This window comes from uncultured Pseudacidovorax sp., from assembly GCF_913773995.1.
Lineage (GTDB): Bacteria > Pseudomonadota > Gammaproteobacteria > Burkholderiales > Burkholderiaceae_C > Xenophilus.
The window spans coordinates 1-15,647 of the sequence record NZ_CAJYES010000201.1; the positions used below are offsets into that span (position 1 = coordinate 1).

The 15,647-nt window shown below is 67.8% G+C and carries 14 protein-coding genes; 6 read left to right on the forward strand and 8 right to left on the reverse strand.

Annotated features, from left to right (window positions below):
* Nucleotides 1-87 precede the first annotated feature (87 nt).
* Genes QZ772_RS18845 through QZ772_RS18855 form a run of 3 tightly spaced genes read right to left on the reverse strand, consistent with a single transcriptional unit; the run spans nt 88 to nt 2,908 of the window.
* Nucleotides 88-309 carry a DUF350 domain-containing protein gene (locus tag QZ772_RS18845; RefSeq protein ID WP_295529424.1) on the reverse strand — a complete coding sequence of 74 codons (222 nt, stop codon included), beginning with the start codon at nt 307-309 and terminating at the stop codon, nt 88-90.
* Between the two features lie 40 nt (nt 310-349).
* Nucleotides 350-1,843 carry a DUF4178 domain-containing protein gene (locus tag QZ772_RS18850; RefSeq protein WP_295529426.1) on the reverse strand — a complete coding sequence of 498 codons (1,494 nt, stop codon included), beginning with the start codon at nt 1,841-1,843 and terminating at the stop codon, nt 350-352.
* A gap of 21 nt (nt 1,844-1,864) precedes the next feature.
* Nucleotides 1,865-2,908 (reverse strand): SPFH domain-containing protein, encoded by a 1,044-nt coding sequence (locus tag QZ772_RS18855; protein ID WP_295529428.1) that lies wholly within the window; start codon nt 2,906-2,908, stop codon nt 1,865-1,867.
* Nucleotides 2,909-3,112: 204 nt separating this feature from the next.
* Between QZ772_RS18855 and QZ772_RS18860 the strand changes: the two genes are divergently transcribed.
* From QZ772_RS18860 to QZ772_RS18875, 4 genes are all read left to right on the forward strand, one after another.
* Nucleotides 3,113-5,422 carry an NADP-dependent malic enzyme gene (locus QZ772_RS18860; protein ID WP_295529430.1) on the forward strand — a complete coding sequence of 770 codons (2,310 nt, stop codon included), beginning with the start codon at nt 3,113-3,115 and terminating at the stop codon, nt 5,420-5,422.
* Nucleotides 5,423-5,634: 212 nt separating this feature from the next.
* Entirely contained in the window at nt 5,635-6,051 is a 417-nt protein-coding gene (locus tag QZ772_RS18865) for a ribonuclease (RefSeq protein ID WP_295529432.1), read from the forward strand.
* 71 nt (nt 6,052-6,122) lie between these two features.
* Nucleotides 6,123-6,527 (forward strand): barstar family protein, encoded by a 405-nt coding sequence (locus QZ772_RS18870; protein ID WP_234983623.1) that lies wholly within the window; start codon nt 6,123-6,125, stop codon nt 6,525-6,527.
* A gap of 47 nt (nt 6,528-6,574) precedes the next feature.
* Nucleotides 6,575-6,715 (forward strand): hypothetical protein, encoded by a 141-nt coding sequence (locus QZ772_RS18875; protein WP_295529437.1) that lies wholly within the window; start codon nt 6,575-6,577, stop codon nt 6,713-6,715.
* A gap of 114 nt (nt 6,716-6,829) precedes the next feature.
* On the opposite strand, the gene rsmA is transcribed toward QZ772_RS18875, so the two are convergent.
* The 3 genes from rsmA to QZ772_RS18890 form a co-directional block, all read right to left on the reverse strand.
* Entirely contained in the window at nt 6,830-7,600 is a 771-nt protein-coding gene (rsmA, locus tag QZ772_RS18880) for a 16S rRNA (adenine(1518)-N(6)/adenine(1519)-N(6))-dimethyltransferase RsmA (RefSeq protein ID WP_295529439.1), read from the reverse strand.
* A gap of 35 nt (nt 7,601-7,635) precedes the next feature.
* Nucleotides 7,636-9,108 carry a peptidylprolyl isomerase gene (locus QZ772_RS18885; protein ID WP_295529441.1) on the reverse strand — a complete coding sequence of 491 codons (1,473 nt, stop codon included), beginning with the start codon at nt 9,106-9,108 and terminating at the stop codon, nt 7,636-7,638.
* Between the two features lie 90 nt (nt 9,109-9,198).
* Entirely contained in the window at nt 9,199-11,598 is a 2,400-nt protein-coding gene (locus QZ772_RS18890) for an LPS-assembly protein LptD (protein WP_295529443.1), read from the reverse strand.
* A gap of 99 nt (nt 11,599-11,697) precedes the next feature.
* Here QZ772_RS18890 and QZ772_RS18895 point away from each other — a divergent pair, with 99 nt between their 5' ends.
* A complete protein-coding gene (locus tag QZ772_RS18895) occupies nt 11,698-12,780 on the forward strand; it encodes a phosphotransferase (RefSeq protein WP_295529445.1) in 1,083 nt (360 codons plus the stop codon).
* 53 nt (nt 12,781-12,833) lie between these two features.
* On the opposite strand, the gene QZ772_RS18900 is transcribed toward QZ772_RS18895, so the two are convergent.
* Nucleotides 12,834-13,328: an NUDIX hydrolase gene (locus tag QZ772_RS18900; protein WP_295529447.1), complete on the reverse strand. Its 495-nt coding sequence runs from the start codon at nt 13,326-13,328 to the stop codon at nt 12,834-12,836.
* A gap of 202 nt (nt 13,329-13,530) precedes the next feature.
* Nucleotides 13,531-14,253 (reverse strand): response regulator transcription factor, encoded by a 723-nt coding sequence (locus tag QZ772_RS18905; RefSeq protein WP_295529449.1) that lies wholly within the window; start codon nt 14,251-14,253, stop codon nt 13,531-13,533.
* A gap of 244 nt (nt 14,254-14,497) precedes the next feature.
* Here QZ772_RS18905 and QZ772_RS18910 point away from each other — a divergent pair, with 244 nt between their 5' ends.
* Entirely contained in the window at nt 14,498-15,643 is a 1,146-nt protein-coding gene (locus QZ772_RS18910) for a Re/Si-specific NAD(P)(+) transhydrogenase subunit alpha (RefSeq protein ID WP_295529451.1), read from the forward strand.
* Nucleotides 15,644-15,647: the final 4 nt, after the last annotated feature.

Genomic DNA, 15,647 nt, shown 5'->3' on the forward strand with positions numbered 1-15,647 from the left:
CCGCCGCCGGGCCGCCCCAAGGCGGCCGCGCCTCCCCCTCGGGGGGTGGCGTTACACGTCGCGCAGCGGCGTGAAAAGCCGGGGGGCTCAATGAATCGCTGCCGCCACGATGATCGAGATGCCCAGGCACATCGCCGCCACCACCAGCGCCAGTGCCAGGTTCTGCTTCTCGACGATCTCAGCCCACAGGTCGTAGGGCGTGATCTTGTCGATGATGACGAAGGCCACCCAGAAGACGACGATGCCGATCAGCGCATACAGCAGGGTGCCCGCGATGGACACGGGATGGAGCCATTCGAATTTCGCCATGTGTCTCTCCGCAAGAGGATGAAGAAGGGAAACGCGCCACCTACTTGTGGCCGCCGCCGCTGGAATAGCCGCCGTAGGAACCGCCGGTGCTGCGCCAGCCGCTGCCCGAGGAGCCTGAGCCGCTGCTGCAGGTCGACAGGATCAGGAGCAGGATGATCACGACCACCACGATCAGGATGATGGTGCCGCAGCCGAGGCCCGAGGCCGCGCTCAGCGGAGCCGCATCGGCGCGCTTGAACTGGTCCTTGCGCGCATCGAGCTTGAAGGCCTGGGCCACGGCCGCGCCGTCCAGCCGGTTGCCGAGCGACCAGGTCAGCTCCTTGTCGGCCCGCTCCAGCGACAGCACCGCGCCCTTGGGGCCGGCGTAGTCGCGGTTGCTGGTGCGCTGTCCGCGTTCGACGCGCCAGTAGAACTCGCCGGCCACGTAGGTGGTCTCGGCGTCGTAGCTGTACTGCTGGCGGTAGGTCGTGCCCAGGTAGCGCGCGCTGGCGCCGCCGCCCGATACCACCGGCGCGCCCGTGGTCGGCCGCACCAGACTCCAGCCGTCCTCGGCGTCGACCAGGAAGCAGAAACCCTTCTGCCGGTTGTAGAGCAGGTACTCGTTCCAGCCGAACTGCTCGTCCTCGCCCGGCGAGCGGCCCATGCGGTGCTGGAAACCCACCACCTGCCAGTCGCTGCCCTCCAGCCGGCCCGTACTGCCCAGCGCGATCAGCGGCCTCACCGGCTCGTCCTGCACCGCGTACTTCAGCTCGGCGCCGATGCCGGCGCTCAGGTCGATCAGGCTCTTGCAACTGCCGCAGGTGATGCTCTTGCTGCCCTCGAGCTGCACCGTCACCGGCGCGCCGCAGTTCGGGCAGCTGAAGCTGCGGCCGCGCTCCTCCTTGCCGGATTCGCTGCGCAGGCCGGTGAGCTGCAGGTCGGCCAATGCCACCTGTCGGCCCAGCCAGGCCGTGGGCGGCTGGCTGCCGTACTCCAGACTGAGCACCAGGCCCTTGTCATTGCGCAACTCGACCACGCGGAAGGGTCGGCCCAGCTCCGGCAGCCGCGGCAGCTCGCCCTGCGCGGAGAGCAGCGCCGCCTCTTCGTTGGACGCCACGGTGTACAACTGGCCGTTGATCGCCGTCGTCATGCCCACCCGCAGGGCATCGGGCGGCGGCGCCGGCTGCGTCAGCGCATAGGGCAGCGAGAAGACATAGCCGCCGTTGTCCTCGCTCAGGGTTGCCTGGCGCTCGCCGTCGAGCTGGGCGATCCACTCGGTCCAGCGCCCGCCGGCGTAGGCGTACTGCAGCCGGCCGACCAGGGTGAAGGGCCTGTCCTGCAGGCGGCCGGCGGCAAAGAGCTGCAGCGGGCTGAAGTCCTCGAACAGCTCGGCCATCTTGCCCACGCGCGCCAGCTGCTCGCCCTGGCGCACGACGGTGCTCTGGCAGTAGGGGCAGACGGCGTAGACGGACTGCGCCGAGCGGAACTCGACCGGGGCGCCGCAGCCCGGGCAGGGGGCGCGATAGTGGCGCTGGGTGCCGCCGGGCTCATCCATGGCGGGAGCGTGCGGCGCCGATCACGTCAGCTTTTTCAGCAGCTCGGTCTTCTTGGCGTCGAACTCTTCCTGGGTCAGGATGCCCTTGGTCTTGAGTTCGGCCAGCTTCTCGAGGGTGGACATCACTTCGGCCGGACTGACGGTCGGCGCCGCAGCCGCCGCAGCCGGCGCGGCGGACTGGGCCGGCTGCTGCAGTCCTTGCGCCAGTGTGTTGGCCATCACCTGCCCCAGCGCCACGCCCGCGCCCAGGCCCATCGCATCGCCGGCCACGCCACCGCCGTGGCCGCTGTTCTCGGCGAAGACCGGGATCGCCTGGCCGGTCTGGTATTGCATGAACTTGCCCATGTCGTTGCCGACCATGCCCATGCCGATCTTCTGGTCGAGGATCTTCTGCAGCTCCTCGGGCAGGGACAGGTTCTGCACCGTCATCACGTCCAGTCGCAGACCGATCTTTGCGAACTCGGGCGCCAGCTGCGCGGCCAGCGCCTGCGCAAACTGGTTCTGGCTGGCCGCCAGGTCCAGGAAGGGCACGCCGCTCGCGGCGATGGCGTTGCTGATGTTCTGCAGCACCAGCCCGCGCAACTGGCCGTCGAGATCGGCCACTGTGTAGCGCTCGCGCGTGCCGGAGATCTCGGTGTGGAAGAGCTTGGGGTCGGTCACCCGGTAGCTGTAGTTGCCGAAGGCCCGCAGCCGCACCGCGCCGAAGTCCTTGTCGCGGATGGTGATGGGCTGGGGCGTGCCCCACTTCTGGTCCACCTGCTGGCGGGTGCTGAAGAAGTAGACGTCGCTCTTGAACGGCGACTCGAAGAGCTTGTCCCAGTTCTTCAGATAGGTCAGCACCGGCAGCGTCTGGGTGGTGAGCTTGTACATCCCCGGACCGAAGACGTCCGCCACCGTCCCCTCGTTGACGAAGACCGCCATCTGCGATTCGCGCACCGTGAGCGAGGCGCCGTTCTGGATCTCCATGCCCGCCATGGGGAAGCGCCAGGCGAGCGTGCCATCGCCCTCTTCCGTCCACTGGATGACGTCGATGAACTGTTTCTTGATGAAATCCATCAGGGCCATGTGCTGCTCCGTGCGTGCGAAGTGAGGAGCCGCAAATGTTGCCACACCCCGTTGGCACGGCCTCTTGCGGACGGACTGGCCAGGCAGCCTATGACCAGAAAGACCGGCGTAAGGCCGAGCCTACAATCGGCGCCCTTTTCCCAGTGAGCCAGGCAGCGGCGGCGCCACCAAAGCCCACCGCCTGCGTCGAGGAGCAGTGTCCCCATGTCCGAGTCCAAACCCCTGAGCGCCGAAGACAAGCGCGCGGAACTTCGCCGCGCCGCACTCGAATACCACGAGCTTCCGGTGCCGGGCAAGCTGGCGATCAGCGCCACCAAGCAGATGACGAACCAGCGCGACCTGTCGCTGGCCTACTCGCCCGGCGTGGCCGCGCCCTGTGAGGAGATCGTCAAGGACCCGGCCGCCGCCTTCCGCTACACCTCGCGCGGCAATCTGGTGGCCGTGATCTCCAACGGCACCGCCGTGCTCGGCCTGGGCGACATCGGCCCGCTGGCCTCCAAGCCGGTGATGGAAGGCAAGGCCGTCCTGTTCAAGAAGTTCGCCGGCGTCGACGTCTTCGACATCGAGATCGACGAGAAGGACCCGGCCAAGCTGGTCGAGGTGATCGCGGCGTTGGAGCCCACCTTCGGTGCCATCAACCTCGAGGACATCAAGGCGCCGGACTGCTTCTACGTCGAGCGCGAGCTGCGCAAGCGCATGAAGATCCCGGTCTTCCACGACGACCAGCACGGCACAGCCATCACCGTGGCGGCGGCCATGCTCAACGGCCTGAAGGTGGCCAACAAGGACATCGGCCAGGTGAAGCTGGTGGCCTCGGGCGCCGGCGCCGCGGCGCTCGCCTGCCTGAATCTGCTGCTCAAGGTGGGCCTGAAGCGCGAGAACGTGTTCGTCACCGACCTGGCCGGCGTGGTCTACGAAGGCCGCACCGAGCTGATGGACGAGGACAAGGCGCAGTTCGCCCAGAAGACCGACGCCCGCACGCTGGGTGAGGTCATGGAAGGCGCAGACGTCTTCCTGGGCCTGTCGGCCGGCAACGTGCTCAAGCCCGAGATGGTGGCCAAGATGGCCGCCCGGCCGGTGATCTTCGCGCTGGCCAATCCCAATCCGGAGATCCTGCCGGAGCTGGCCCACTCGGTGCGCGGCGACGTCATCATGGCCACCGGCCGCACCGACTATCCGAACCAGGTCAACAACGTCCTGTGCTTCCCGTACATCTTCCGCGGGGCCCTGGACTGCGGCGCGACCACCATCACCGACGAGATGGAGATCGCCGCGGTGCACGCCATCGCCGACCTGGCGCAGGCGGAGCAGAGCGAGCGCGTGGCGGCTGCCTACGCTGGCGAAAAGCTCAGCTTTGGCCCCGAGTATCTGATCCCCAAGCCCTTCGACCCGCGCCTGATGATGAAGATCGCGCCGGCCGTGGCCAAGGCGGCGGAGGAGAGCGGCGTGGCGGCCCGTCCCATCAAGGACATGGACGCCTACCGCGACAAGCTGGAAGGCTTCGTCTATGCCTCGGGCACGACCATGAAGCCGATCTTCGATGCCGCCAAGCGCGCGGCCAAGAAGCGCGTGGCCTATGCCGAAGGCGAAGAGGAGCGCGTGCTGCGCGCCGCGCAGATCGTGGTCGACGAAGGCGTGGCCCGCCCCACGCTCATCGGCCGCCCGGCCATCATCGCCCAGCGCATCGAGAAGTTCGGGCTGCGCCTCAAGGAAGGCCAGGACTACGACGTCGTCAACGTCGAATGGGACGAGCGCTACCGTGACTTCTGGCAGACCTACCACCGCATGACCGAGCGCAAGGGCGTGACGGTGCAGGTCGCCAAAATCGAGATGCGCCGCCGTCTCGCCCTCATCGGCGCCATGCTGCTGAACAAGGGCCATGTGGACGGGATGATCTGCGGCACCTGGGGCACCACCCACTCGCATCTGCCCTACATCGACCAGGTGATCGGCAAGCGCCCCGGCGCTTCCATCTACGCCTGCATGAACGCGCTGCTGCTGCCCGAGCGCCAGGTGTTCCTGGTGGACACGCACGTCAATTACGACCCCAGCGCCGAGGAGCTGGCCGAGATCACCATCATGGCCGCCGAGGAGATGATGCGCTTCGGCCTCAAGCCGAAGGCCGCGTTGCTGTCGCATTCCAACTTTGGCACGAGCGCCCATCCGAGCGCCCTCAAGATGCGCCAGACCCTGGCGCTCCTGCGCGAGCAGGCGCCCTGGCTCGAGGTGGACGGCGAGATGCACGGCGACGTGGCGCTGGACGGCCGCCAGCGGATGAGCGTGATGCCGCACAGTGCACTGGCGGGCGACGCCAATCTCCTGGTGTTCCCGAGCATCGACGCCGCCAACATCTCCTACAACCTGCTCAAGACGGCGGCTGGCGGCAACATCGCCATCGGCCCGGTGCTGCTCGGCGCCGCCAAGCCGGTGCACATCCTCACCGCCAGCACCACGGTGCGCCGCATCGTCAACATGACGGCCTTGACGGTGGCCGACGCCAACGCAGACCGCTGAACGGCCCACAGGCAGGCGCTCTGCGCGCCCGCCTCGCACCACCCCGGTGCCAACCCAGCGAAGCGTCAGCTTTTGGCACTTCGCTGGTATTCCCACTGCCCAATCCTTGGGCATTCGCTTGCTATTTAGGCAGCTCTGCGGCACACTGGCGGGCTTGAATTTACGGGTTAACCCGTAAATCGCAGTCCCGTTCTTTAGCCTTCCGGTGCCTCATGGCGGTCTTCGCCTCGATCTCTTCCCCGGTTTCCAAGTTCACGCGCTTCGGCGTTCTTGCGGCAGCCATCTGGGGAGGACTGGCGGGAATCCCCGCCGCATGCGCACGGGAGACGACGGATCGGGGCACCTCGATTGCACTGGCGGAACTGCCTCCCCAGGGCCAGCAAACCTACCGAACCATCCTGCAAGGCGGTCCCTTCCCTCACGAGAAGGACGGCACGGTCTTCGGCAACCGCGAGCGCCTGCTGCCTCGTGAGACGCGCGGCTACTACCGCGAGTACACGGTCAGAACGCCTGGCGCGAGCAACCGCGGTGCGCGCCGGATCGTGTGCGGAGGCCAGCAGCCCAGCCGACCCGATGGTTGTTGGTACACGGCCGACCACTACGCCAGTTTCAGAAGGATCGTGCCCTGATACGCACGGCATGGATTGACGCACCGACGCGTCCGGAACAAGTCTTGACCATCATGGAAAGAACAGCGGAGATGAATCAGCAGCCTCTCAAGGGCGTGCGGCCGAACATCGTGCAATCGATTCGCGCCTTTCGCGTGGCCGATCTGCAGCAGGCGGCGCAAGAAGCGGGCCACCACTTCCTTTACGCCAACCTGGCCGTGGCCCAGAGCAAACAGGACGTGCTCGACCTGATCGCGCAGCAGTTCACCTTCCCGGCGCACTTCGGCAAGAACTTCGACGCCCTGTACGACTGCATGACCGACCCGCTGTACAAGTCGGGCCCGCAGCCGGGCTTCGTCGTGGTGCTGGAGCAGATCCCCGCGCATGCCAAGTTCGACAAGGAGGCACGCGAGCAACTGCTTGACATCTTCCGTGACGCCGCCGACTACTGGGGCGACCGGAAAGTGCCTTTCCGGTGCTTCTATTCTTTTCTGTAGCCCGTTCTGCACAACCCGGCCAAGCAGAACGGGCCAGCGAGGCCCCGGTGACCACCACCGCTCCCGTCGATGGCATCGACCTGAGCGCAGAAGAGAAGATGCCCACCGACAAGCTGGTGGATGTCTCTCCCCAGGCGCTGCGCATGAGCAGCCCTTTCAACAGCAGCTACTGGCTGTCGGCCGCCTGAGCCCTCCGGCCCAGTGCTGACGAACGAAGCCCGCCGAACGGCGGGCTTTTTCTTGGGCGCGACGCAAGCCTCGAGTACGACTGTGCCATGGCGCGCCGAGGCGCCGGCCTTCTTTCAGGACACCGAAGCAAGTGCTTGCGCAAGCAACACGTACTCGTCCACCGGCACCTCCTCGGCGCGGCGCTGCACGTCGAAGTGGCCAGCGAACGCCTGTTCCTCCAGCCATCGGCCCAGCGTGTGGCGCAGCAGCTTTCGGCGTTGGCTGAAGGCCAGTTGCACGATGCGTTCGAGCAGCGCGGAATCCAGCACCGCCGGCGCGGCGCGGGGCACCATCCGAACCACGGCGCTGTCGACGCGGGGCGGTGGATCGAAGCTCTCCGGTGGCACGAACAGCACGTTCTCCATGGCATAGCGCCACTGGAGCATCACCGAGAGGCGGCCGTAGTCGGACGTGGCGGGCTCGGCCACCATGCGGTCGATCACTTCCTTCTGCAGCATGAAGTGCTGGTCGACGATCCGGTCGGCAAAGCGCAGCAGATGGAAGAGGATCGGCGTGGAGATGTTGTAGGGCAGGTTGCCGGCCACGCGCAGCTTCTGACCTGTGGTGTCCGCGAGCGCCCGGAAGTCGACCGTCAGCACATCCGCCTCGACCACGGTGAGCTGCGGATGACTGCGCAGCCGTGCGGCCAGATCCCGATCCAGCTCGACCACGGTGAGCCGGCCAAGCCGCTCGACCAGGGGCTGCGTGAGTGCAGCCAAGCCCGGCCCGATCTCGACCATGGCGTCTCCGGACCGCGGCGCGATTTCGCGGACGATGCCGTCAATGATGGCGTCGTCGGTCAGGAAATGCTGTCCAAACCGCTTTCGCGGGGCGTGGGGCTTCATGCGGGCAAGGGCGCAGACGTGGCCGGCGATCGTGCTCAAGACGTGGGCGTCTCGCGCATCTCCACATAGGCGCGCTGGCGCACTTCCTGGGCCCACGCCTCGTAGGCGTCTTCCATCTTGCGGTCGCGCAGCACGTTGCGCGCTGCTTCGCGCAGCTCGGCCGGATTGAGCTTGGCCTCGCGCCGGCCCTCGACCTGGATCAGGTGGATGCCGAAGCGGGTGACGATCGGGTCGCTGATCTGGCCGGGTTGCAGGCGGCTCATGACCTCCTCGAACTCGGGCACGAACTGGCCGGGCGTGGACCAGCCCAGCTCACCGCCCGCCCGGGCGCTGACCGTGTCCTGCGAGTTCTCGCGGGCCAGCGTCGCGAAGTCGGCCGTCCCGGCCTGGATGCGCCGCTTGAAGTCGGCCATGAGCGAAACGATCTGCTCGGGCGTGCGACGCGCATCGGGCCGCATCAGGATATGGCGCACCTGCGTCTGCGTGACCACGGAATCCGGCGACGCGGCATTCTGCTTGGCCAGCACCTTCAGCACATGGAAGCCCGCGCCCGAGCGCACCGGGCCGACGATGCCGCCCACGGGCGTGGACTGCGTCGCTTCGACGAACAGCGGCGGATAGCGATCGGCCGCGCGCAGGCCCAATACGCCGCCGGTGCCCTTGGCATCCGGCGCGTCGGACAGCTGGGTGGCCAACTGGGAGAAGTCTTCGCCAGCGCGGGCGCGGCGGGCGATGTCCTCCGCCCGCTTCTGCGCCTCGGCGACCTGCGCGGCCGTCGCCTTTTCGGGCACCGTGACCAACACCTGGGCAAGGTTGATGTCGGGCGCGGCGCTGCTCGCAGCCGCACGCTGCTCGCGCAGGAACTGGTCGATCTCGTCGTCGCTGACCTTCACGCGGCCTTCCAGTTCGCGTTCGCGCAGGCGTGTGAGCAGCAGCTGGTCGCGCAGGTTGTTGCGGAACTCGTCGCGTGAGATGCCGGCCTCGCCCACGCGGCGGCGCAGCTCGCTCAGGCTGACCTGGTTCTGCCGCGCCACCACTTCCTCGGCCTGGTCGATGGCCATGGCGTCGACGCGCACACCCAGCTCCTTGGCCAGCTGCAGTTGCGCCCGCTCGGAAATGATCTGCTCCAGCACCTGTCGGGTGATCTGCTCGGGCGGGATGCGCTGGGCCTCGGGGCCAGCCTCGCGCAGGACGCGCTCGACCCGCTTCTGCACCTGGGTGTTGGTGATCGGCTCGGAATTGACCAGCGCCACGATGTATTCGGCGGCGCGCTGCCCTTGTGGCTGGGTGCCGGCGGAAACAGGCGGCGGCAGCGTGGATGCGGCCGGCCCTTCGCGCATGATGTCGGTGATGCCGCGGCGCGGCGCGGCGCCCGGGGCACTGCTGCGGCCCTGCTGCGTCGACATGCTCTGCCGCGGGGTGGCGCCACCTTGCTGGGCCTGCGCGGCCGGCGTCGCGGCCAGCAGGGCCGCGCACGACAGGGCGAAGACGGAAAGCTCGAATTTCATGGCGTAGGCCTCCTGGATCAAGCGCCGCGCCGGGAGCGGCGGGCGGGGTGGAGCAAGCCGCGGCCGCAGAAGCGGCGGGCGGGGTCTTGCTCACTCATAGTTGGTGAAGCGGCTGGGCGCCAAGGTCGGCTCGCGCAGCGAACGATAGCGCGGCACATTGGTTTGAAGCGTGCGCATCGGACTGGTTCCGATACTGGTGAAGCCCAGGAATTCGATCTGGAACATGATCCGCTTGGTGGCCGTGGCCACGCCAGTGCTGATCTTCTCGAGCACCACGCGGCCGATGTAGCAGCAGCCGTCGTATTCCAGTCCCATCACCGCGTCCGTCACCACCTTGTCGCGCAGGCTGTAGTTGACGCGGCCGACCGCATACCAGCGCGGGCCACCCAGCCCGCCGCCGGCCTTGGGCGAACCTTTGTCGCCCCACAGATCGTTCAGCGGCCACTGCCAGCCCAGATCGATGGATTCGTAGCCCGAGTTGTTGACGGATATCCGATCGTCCTGGTAACGGTACGAGGCACTGAGCGAACGATAGGGGCCCGGCGTGTAGCGCGCGGTGATGGCACGACGCTCCGACTTGTCGATCTGCGGGTTGTACTGGACCGCGCCTTCCACGCTCCACTGCGGGTTGATGTTGACCTGCGCAGCCGTCACCACGTCGGACGCGCGGTCGGTAGAAGCCGTGCCGCCCGGCAGCGTGACCAGTTGGTCCGACAGACGGCGCCGTTGCGCAATGCCGAAGCGCGCCCGCTCGAAGCCGGTGTCCGGATCGATCAGTCGAGAGGTCACGCCCAGCGTGACGGCCTTGGTGGCGGAAATGCGGTCGTTGCCCGTGAACTCGTTCTCGGTGAAGAGAGAGGCCAGGCTCAGGTCGCTCTTGGCCGTGTCGTAGACGGGCAGCGTGCTCTGGTCGCGATAGGGCGTATTGACGAAGAAGGCCCGCGGCTCGAGCGTCTGCGTGTAGGCCTTGCCGAAGAGGCTGGTCTCGCGCTCGAACGTCATGCCGGTATCGAGACTGAAGGTCGGCACCGTGCGGTTGGCCGATGTCGCACCGTTGGACAGCGGACCGTCGAAGCTGTAGCTGGTGCCGGACAGCATGAGCTTGGGCGTGACGTAGTAGCCGGGCCGCACGAAGGGCCGCGACAGCTGTACCTGCGAGAACAGCCGGTCGGCATTCGGCTGGCCCTGCTGGATCGAATTGGCGCTGAAGCGCGTCAGCTCGTTGTTGAAGCTGAAGTCGAAGCCGTTCCAGTCATACAGCGCATAGTTGGCCGTGAGCTGGGGCAGGCGGTCGTAGGCTGGCGTGATCGGCGCCTCGGTGTAGGTCAGCGTCTGCCATTTCTGGGCGAACAGGCGACCGCTCCAGTCGCCTTTGCTCCAGTTGATCGACCCGTCGGCCGACAGCTGCCGTGAGGTCAGCGTGGGCGTGCGGGTGAAGTCGCGCCAGTAGTCGTCATCGCTGACCCGGTCCACCGACAGATTGGCACTGAGGGTGTCCGCGCCGAGCGTGCCGGCATTGAAGTTGTGCCGATGTCGCAGCCACAGGCCCCAGCGGTCGCGGTTGCGCAGTTGGTCGTCGGGCATGAGGTCGAAGCGCACCTCGCCGCTGTAGTCCTTTTCGAGGTAGCGGAACTCGTTGGCGACGTTGATGCCGCGCTTGCTCATGACCGCGGGGGTGAACGTCGCGTCGCGGTTGGGCGCGATGTTCCAGTAGTAGGGCAGCGTCAGCTCCAGGCCATTGACGCTGTCCATGCCCACGACCGGCGGCAGGATGCCGCTCTTGCGCTGGTCGTCCAGTGGAAAGCTCACGCTGGGCAGGGCCGGCGAGCTCAGGCCCATGAAATGCAGTTGCACGTTCTCGGCGACGCCGACCCCTTCGGCGCTGTCGGTGCGCAGTTTCTCGGCGCTGAGGAACCACGCTGGCTTCCATCCCGGCTGGTCATCCTCTCGGCGACAGGTCGTGTAGGTCGCCCGGCGCGCGATGGTGCGGTCAGAATCGATGAAGTCGACCCGATCCGCGGTGCCGTGGGCGCCGTTGGCCAGCAGTTGATAGCGCACGCTGTCGAAGAAGCCTTCGAAGGTCTCCAGCTTGAGCTGCAGGCGCGGGCCCTCGTAGACATTGCCCGCCTGATTGACGCGCACCTCCCCTTCGGCGGTGGCCAAGTCCTGGGGCTGGTCGTACCTGAGCCGATCGGCCCGGATGACCGTGTCACCGCGGCGCAGCGAGGCACTGCCTTCGATCGTGGTCTCGAGATCGGGCCGCCCCGAGATGCGGTCGCCCTGGACGATGCTGGGACGCTGGCTGCGTTCTGCAGTGGGAATGTTCTCGGTCAGCTGCGGGGTACGGCGCAGCACCAGGGGCGGCTCGCCGGGCAGGGGAGGCAGCGACTGTGCCCACGCGCCCTGGACGCCCGCGAGCGCCAGCGTCAGCAGCGCGAGGGGCAGCGGCGGCAGGCGTCGGTGCCCGGGGGCGCGGCTCTGGTCTGGCATGGATGCGTGTGGCAAGCGTCTCGGCGCTGGACGCGGCCGGTCCTGCGGCCGGCGCGCGCCCATTTGGGAGAGGGCGGATTTGTAGAATGTCGATTATCCATGACCGCTTCAGCGCCCCCTTCCGGCCCGGCTTCCATCGCCTGGGCCGACGCTGCCAGGGGCCGGGTTTTCGAGGCTTGGCTGAAGCGCATCGCGCCGGCCCACGCATTGCAACCCGACACCCTGCGCCCCGCCTCCGCCGACGCCAGCTTCCGCCGCTATTTCCGCATCGACGGCGCCGCGCCCGCCCTCTCCCGCATCGTGATGGATGCACCGCCCGCCCAGGAAGATGCCCGGCCCTTCGTGCAGGTCGCCGCACTGATGCGCGGCGCTGGCCTGCGGGTGCCGCAGATCCTGGACTGGGATGAGACCAACGGCTTCCTGCTGCTGGACGATCTCGGCACCCACACACTGTTGGATGTGATCGACCGCGAGGACCCGGTCGCCAACCTGCCGCGCTACCAGCAGGCGGTGGACGCACTGGTGCGCTGGCAGCAGGCCTCCCGCCCCGGCGTGCTGCCCGACTATGACGACGCCCTGTTGCGGCGCGAACTGGCGCTCTTCCCCGACTGGTACCTGGGCCGTCACCGCGGCGTGACGCTCGACGATGCCCAGGCGGCCACGCTGCAGCAGGCCTTCGACCTGATCGTGCGCACCAACCTGGCGTCGCCCGCGGTCTTTGTGCACCGGGACTTCATGCCCCGCAACCTGATGGTCGGCGAAGACCCCGATGCGCTGGGCGTGCTCGATTTCCAGGATGCGGTGCGCGGCCCCATCACCTACGACATCGCCAGCCTGATGCGCGATGCCTTCCTGAGCTGGGACGAGGACTTCGTGATCGACGTGACGGTGCGCTACTGGCAGGCCGCGCGCAAGGCCGGGCTGCCGGTGGACGACGATTTCGGCGAGTTCTACCGTGCGGTCGAATGGATGGGCCTGCAGCGCCACCTGAAAGTCGCGGGCATCTTCGCCCGCCTCACCCTGCGCGACGGCAAGCCCAAGTACCTGGCCGATGCGCCTCGCTTCATCGGCTACATCCGGGCTACCGCCAGCCGCTATCGCGAGCTGACGCCGCTGCTGCGCCTCGTCGACCGGATCGAGGGAACGGAAGCCCCGACCGGTTTCATGTACGGGCGGCCCTGACAGCCGCCTCCTTCCGGCGGCGTGCGCATCCACGCCCCGGACAGGGACGGACCTCAGGCTGGCCCGGGCGTGTGCACCGAGCTGTCGGTGTGGATCAGGTCCAGCGGATGCCGCTGGCCTGCCAGGTAGTCCTCCACGCACTGAAGCAGCAGCGGGCTGCGATGGCGGTCGACGCTGGCACGGATCTCCTCCGGGGTCATCCACAGCGTGCGCACGATGCCCTCGTCCAGCGACCGCGCAGGATCGAGCGCGCCGACCTCTCCGGCAAAGGCGAAGCGCAGATAGGTGATGTCGGTGTCGCCCTCGTCGCCCGGCGACCGGCGCTCGAAACGGGCCATGTAGATGCCCACGATGGCCGTGGGCGTGAAGGCGTGGGCGGTTTCTTCCAATGCTTCGCGCGCGCAGCCTTCGGCCGGCGTCTCGCCGGCTTCAAGGTGGCCGGCGGGGGTGTTCAGGCGTAGGCCCCGGTCCGTGTGCTCTTCCACCAGCAGGAAGCGGCCATCTTTCTCGATGACCGCGGCCACGGTCACATTGGGTCTCCATCGCATGAAGCAGTCTCCGGACAGGTTGCGCACCGGCAGGCCTGGGCGTAGCGGCCTTGGGCGCCAGGGGCGGCGCCACGGCGACCCTGCTCGAAGGCGACGCGGCATATGAAAAGTCGCGCACTGTAGCGCGGCGCTGGCCGGCGTGCAGCCCATCGCGGCGCACGGCGACCGGCAGCCGTGCCCCCGCCCCGGTAAACGGCAGGCGTCAGCTGAACATGTGCAGCGGCGGGGGCATCTCCGACGGGTCCACGGGTTCAAGCCGATAGCCCATGCCGTAGATGGCGGTCAGCATGAATCCGTGCTCCGGACGCAGCGCCAGCTTGCTGCGGACTCGGGAGATGTGGGTATCCAGCGAGCGCGAGCCGTCTTCATGGGTGCTGCCCCAGATGGTGGCGCGCAGGTAGTCCCGGCTCAACAGACGCCCCAGATTCTGGAAAAGCAGCAGGGCGAGCTCGTATTCACGGTTCTTGAGTTCGACGGGCTGGCCGTCCATGAGCAGTTGACGCGCCGCGGGCAGGAAGCGATAGCGTCCGAACTCCTGCGGCCGATCGCTCCCGATCGAGAAGCGCACCCGCCGCAGCAGGGCCTCGGCCCGCGCTTGAAGTTCAGGGACACGCAACGGTTTGCTGATGCATCCGCCTGCACCGGCACCCAGGGCTTCGACGAGATCGGCCTCGTCGCACCGATGGGTGAGCAGGATGACGGGGATGGAGGTCCCGAAGCTCTCCCGCACGAGCCGCAAAAGGGCATCGATGTCGAGGTTGGGCAGGTCCCAGTCAAGGATCAGCAGATCGAACTCCTTGGCGCGCAGCCCAGGCTGCAGATCGACGCTGCGATCGAAGCAGTGGCACTCGTGCCCTGATTCGGTCAGCGCCGCGCTGATCAGCGCCTGTTGATCCAGTTCGTCGTCCAGCACCGCAATGCGCATTCCCTTCCCCTTTAGCCGCGGGTCTGTCGATCGTCCATGTCTTCACCCGGGCGGCGGGGCATGCTACCCAGCCCGCTACCGTGCACGAAGGAAGTTCCGCACGGAAATCGCCGAAAGCCCCCCGGTCCGGGCTGTGACGCGCTCCTGAATGTTGTCGTCCAGGCGCGCCCGGAGGCGTCAAGTTACTGTAAGCTTTGGCGAAGTTGGGGCGGCCAAGCCGCTGTGGTGACGAGGAGATTCCAAGATGTTGATCGGAGTGCCCGCCGAGTGCGTGGCCGGTGAATCGCGCGTGGCCGTCACGCCCGAGACCGCCAAGAAGCTGGTGGCCCAAGGCCATCAGGTGCTCATCCAGTCCGGCGCCGGCCTTGCGGCCAGCGTCCCCGATGCCGCCTACGAAGCTGCCGGAGCGCAGACCACGGACGCCGCGAGTGCGCTGGGCGCCCAGCTGGTGCTCAAGGTCCGCGCGCCCACCGACGCCGAGTGCGCCGCCATGAAGCCCGGCACGGTCGTGGTCGGCATGCTCAATCCCCACGACGTGCCAGGCCTGCAGCGGCTCGCTTCGGCCGGGCTGACCGCATTCGCGCTCGAGGCCGCGCCGCGCACCACGCGCGCGCAGAGCATGGACGTGCTGTCCAGCCAGGCCAACATCGCCGGCTACAAGGCGGTGATGATGGCCGCCAACGCCTACCAGCGCTTCTTCCCGATGTTGATGACGGCCGCGGGCACCGTGAAGGCCGCCCGCGTCGTCGTGCTCGGCGTGGGCGTCGCGGGACTGCAGGCCATTGCCACGGCGAAGCGCCTGGGCGCGGTGATCGAGGCCAGCGACGTGCGCCCCAGCGTCAAGGAACAGGTCGAGTCGCTGGGCGCCAAGTTCATCGACGTGCCCTACGAGACGCAGGAGGAGCGCGAGGCCGCCGAGGGCGTCGGCGGCTATGCGCGGCCGATGCCGGCGAGCTGGCTGACCCGCCAGCAGGCCGAGGTGGCCAAGCGGGTGGCCCAGGCCGACGTGGTGATCTCGACGGCGCTCATCCCCGGCAGGCCGGCGCCCACCCTGATCACCGAGGCCATGGTGCAGGCCATGAAGCCCGGCGCTGTGATCGTGGACATCGCGGCCGGCCGCGGGCCCGACGTCCATGGCGGCATGACCGGCGGCAACTGCCCCTTGACCGAGGCCGACCGCACGGTGGTGCGCCACGGCGTGACCCTCATCGGCGAGACCAACCTGCCCGCCCTGGTGGCGGCCGACGCCTCGGCGCTCTACGCCCGCAACGTGCTGGACTTCCTCAAGCTGATCCTGCCCAAGGAAGGCGGGCTCAAGATCGACCTCGAGGACGACATCGTCGCCGCCTGCCGCGTGGCGCAGGACGGCCAGGTCACCCGCAAGGCTTGATTGA

Excerpts from the sequence above, each read along its gene's own strand:
- QZ772_RS18845 (WP_295529424.1), bottom strand. The coding sequence starts at position 309 with ATGGCGAAATTCGAATGGCTCCATCCCGTGTCCATCGCGGGCACCCTG.
- QZ772_RS18850 (WP_295529426.1), bottom strand. The coding sequence starts at position 1,843 with ATGGATGAGCCCGGCGGCACCCAGCGCCACTATCGCGCCCCCTGCCCG.
- QZ772_RS18855 (WP_295529428.1), bottom strand. The coding sequence starts at position 2,908 with ATGGCCCTGATGGATTTCATCAAGAAACAGTTCATCGACGTCATCCAG.
- QZ772_RS18860 (WP_295529430.1), top strand. The coding sequence starts at position 3,113 with ATGTCCGAGTCCAAACCCCTGAGCGCCGAAGACAAGCGCGCGGAACTT.
- QZ772_RS18865 (WP_295529432.1), top strand. The coding sequence starts at position 5,635 with ATGGCGGTCTTCGCCTCGATCTCTTCCCCGGTTTCCAAGTTCACGCGC.
- QZ772_RS18870 (WP_234983623.1), top strand. The coding sequence starts at position 6,123 with ATGAATCAGCAGCCTCTCAAGGGCGTGCGGCCGAACATCGTGCAATCG.
- rsmA (WP_295529439.1), bottom strand. The coding sequence starts at position 7,600 with ATGAAGCCCCACGCCCCGCGAAAGCGGTTTGGACAGCATTTCCTGACC.
- QZ772_RS18885 (WP_295529441.1), bottom strand. The coding sequence starts at position 9,108 with ATGAAATTCGAGCTTTCCGTCTTCGCCCTGTCGTGCGCGGCCCTGCTG.
- QZ772_RS18890 (WP_295529443.1), bottom strand. The coding sequence starts at position 11,598 with ATGCCAGACCAGAGCCGCGCCCCCGGGCACCGACGCCTGCCGCCGCTG.
- QZ772_RS18895 (WP_295529445.1), top strand. The coding sequence starts at position 11,698 with ATGACCGCTTCAGCGCCCCCTTCCGGCCCGGCTTCCATCGCCTGGGCC.
- QZ772_RS18900 (WP_295529447.1), bottom strand. The coding sequence starts at position 13,328 with ATGCGATGGAGACCCAATGTGACCGTGGCCGCGGTCATCGAGAAAGAT.
- QZ772_RS18905 (WP_295529449.1), bottom strand. The coding sequence starts at position 14,253 with ATGCGCATTGCGGTGCTGGACGACGAACTGGATCAACAGGCGCTGATC.
- QZ772_RS18910 (WP_295529451.1), top strand. The coding sequence starts at position 14,498 with ATGTTGATCGGAGTGCCCGCCGAGTGCGTGGCCGGTGAATCGCGCGTG.